General features: G+C 36.4%; 3 protein-coding genes. All 3 read left to right on the forward strand.

Features of this window, described 5'->3' with window-relative positions; genetic code table 11:
• The coding region (locus Q0257_RS07065; RefSeq protein ID WP_298023325.1) for a thiamine pyrophosphate-dependent enzyme at positions 1 to 1,226 on the forward strand (1,226 nt) is incomplete at its 5' end.
• Positions 1,219 to 1,947, forward strand: coding sequence for an HAD-IIA family hydrolase (locus Q0257_RS07070; RefSeq protein ID WP_298023328.1), 729 nt, complete (start codon positions 1,219 to 1,221; stop codon positions 1,945 to 1,947). The genes Q0257_RS07065 and Q0257_RS07070, both read left to right, overlap by 8 nt.
• A gap of 1 nt (position 1,948) precedes the next feature.
• Positions 1,949 to 2,734 carry an aldolase/citrate lyase family protein gene (locus tag Q0257_RS07075; RefSeq protein WP_298023331.1) on the forward strand — a complete coding sequence of 262 codons (786 nt, stop codon included), beginning with the start codon at positions 1,949 to 1,951 and terminating at the stop codon, positions 2,732 to 2,734.
• The last annotated feature ends 90 nt before the right edge of the window (positions 2,735 to 2,824 follow it).

Consider the following 2,824-nt stretch of genomic DNA (forward strand, 5'->3'; position numbering starts at 1 on the left):
TTCCAGAAGAGCCAAAATTCGACACAAAAATCCCGCAGGTTCTAGATGCGTTAAAGGTTGCGAAGCGCCCCGTTATCATTGTGGGTAACGGTGTAACGCTTGCCGGTGCTAACGAAGAATTTCTAAAACTAATCGAAATTTTAAAAATCCCCGTTATCGGTACTTTCGCTAGATACGATATCGTTAGAAATGACCATGAGCTATTTTTTGGCAGATATGGCACTATCGGCAATAGAGCGGCAAATTTTGTCGTGCAAAATTCCGATCTAATCATTGCTATAGGTGCTAGATTAAATATCCGTGCAGTCAGCTATAACTGGGAATTCTTCGGCAGAGAAGCCAAAAAAATTTTAGTCGATATCGACCAAAACGAACTAAACAAAAAAACTATTGCCGCAGATATTAAGATAAAATCTGATGCGAAGGTTTTTATATCGGATTTGCGATCTGCGTTGAAAGACGAGCTGGATTTTGGATTTTGGCTTGAAATTTGCAAAAATTACAGAAAGAATTATCCTACGATTGAGCCTTTTAGACAAAATGTAAAAGAGTGGGTTGATTCATATAATTTCTTCGATGTGCTATCTAATCATAAACGAGATTTAGTTTATGTATTCGGTAACGGTACGGCATGTGTTTCATCTTATCAGAGCTTGCGCTTATATGAGAATCAAAAGGTGGTAGTAAATTCGGGTTGTGCTTCGATGGGGTACGATCTGCCTGCCGCAATCGGTGCGTGTTTTGCAAACGGCAAGGGCAATACTATATGCGTCACTGGAGAGGGCAGCTTGCAGATGAATATTCAAGAGCTTCAGACAATAATTCATAATAAGCTTCCGATCAAAATCTTTGTTCTGAATAATGCAGGCTATATTTCTATCAGAAATACTCAAAACAACTTTTTTAAAGGGCACAAGGTAGGCTCGGATAAAGATAGCGGCGTGAGTTTTCCCGACACCATAAAATTGGCAAAAGCTTATGGTTTTGAAGCTTGCAGGATAGAAAACCAGCTAAATTTAAAAGAAGATTTGGAGAAAATTCTATCCAAATCCGGTGCGGCAGTTTGCGAAGTAATGCTTTCGCCTACTGAAAAAATGGAGCCAAAATTATCGTCTAAGATAAAGCCTGACGGCAAAATGATCTCAAAGCCGCTTGAAGATATGTTTCCTTTTTTGCCGCGTGAGGAATTTTATAAAAATATGATAATTAAGCCGGTAGATGAATAAAGCTGTAGTTTTTGACTTAGACGGGACTATTTATTTTGGGAGTAAAATTGCCGATTTTGCTTTGCAAACTATAGATGAGCTTGAATCCAATGGTTATAATGTCTTATTTTTTACTAATAATTCAACTAAAACAAGAGTTGAAATTTTAGATAAATTAATTCATATGGGTATAAGAACTACTGTAGATAAAATATATACCTCAGCTTATGCTAGTGCTATATTTTTGCAAAGAAAGGATCTAAGAAATATATTTTTAGTTGGTAGCCGTGGTTTTAAAAGTGAATTAACGAATGCAGATATAAATGTTGAGGATGAGTATAGTTGTGAAGCCGTGGTAATTGGGCTTGATTTAAATTTTAACTATGAAATTTTATCAAGAGCTCTTATTGCATTACAAAAATCTCGTAGAATAATAGTGGCAAATACAGATAAAAATTTCCCGGTAGAAAATGGTCTTTTAAGACCCGGTGCCAATGCTATGCTAAGTGCAATCCTTGGTAGTATTGGTGAAGAAATTAAGCTGGATATAGTAGGAAAGCCAAATCCTTTTATGCTCGAAATTTTATGTAAGGATTGGGGGCTCGATAAACAGCATATCGTTGTGGTAGGTGATAGGATAGAAAGTGATATGGCTATGGCAAGGAATTTTAATTGTAAAGGAATTCTAGTTGGCGATAATATTACATTGCTAGATGTTAAGAATAAAATTTTAAGGAGCTAAAATGAATGTTTTAGAATACGAGATGATCGATATTCTTAAAAGACTTAAAGACGAATATGGTGTTTTTGAGATCAAAGCAGAGTACGAGAATGAAGGTAGTAGGCAGGAGGAACTTTGTAGACTAAAAGATATTACCTCTAAAGTTGGGCTTCCTATTATTATGAAAATCGGAGGCGTCGAAGCGGTAACCGATATATATAACGCTATTACTCTAGGTGTAAATGGTATCATAGCGCCGATGGCAGAAACAAAATTTGCCGTTAGTAAATTTTTGGGAGCTATAAACACTTTTGTTGCTGAGGATAATCGTAATGACATAGAATTTGCGATTAATGTAGAAACTATAACCTGCTATGATAATTTTGATGATATTCTATCCTTGCCTAATATAAATACTCTTTCTGGCGTAACAATCGGAAGAGTCGATTTTACAAGTTCGATGGGTAAAGATAGGAGCTTTGCAGATAGCGATGAAATGCTAAGACATTGTGAAAATATTTTTACTAAAGCGAGAGCTAAGGGATTAAAATGCGGTTTAGGTGGAGCCATATCCGCGAAGTCATGCGATTTTATTAAATATCTCATTTCCAAAGGACTACTTGATAAATACGAAACGCGAAAGATCGTATATTGCAAAGATGCTGTAAACAATATGGAAGCCGGAATTTTAGCTGGCGTTGAATTTGAATTAGCTTGGCTTAAGAGCAAGCGTAGGTATTATCACAGAATCAAGTCCGAGGATGAGAAAAGAATCGAAATGCTTGAAAAAAGGCTAAGTAACAGATGAATCTTTTCATCACGGGCGGTAGTGGTTTTATCGGCTCGCATCTAAAAAAGCGTCTTGCGCTAAATGGAAATTTTAACGTTTTCGCTCCAA

The sequence above is a fragment of the uncultured Campylobacter sp. genome (genome assembly GCF_938018035.1).
In the GTDB taxonomy this organism is placed as follows: Bacteria; Campylobacterota; Campylobacteria; order Campylobacterales; family Campylobacteraceae; genus Campylobacter_B.

Excerpts from the sequence above, each read along its gene's own strand:
- Q0257_RS07070 (WP_298023328.1), top strand. The coding sequence starts at position 1,219 with ATGAATAAAGCTGTAGTTTTTGACTTAGACGGGACTATTTATTTTGGG.
- Q0257_RS07075 (WP_298023331.1), top strand. The coding sequence starts at position 1,949 with ATGAATGTTTTAGAATACGAGATGATCGATATTCTTAAAAGACTTAAA.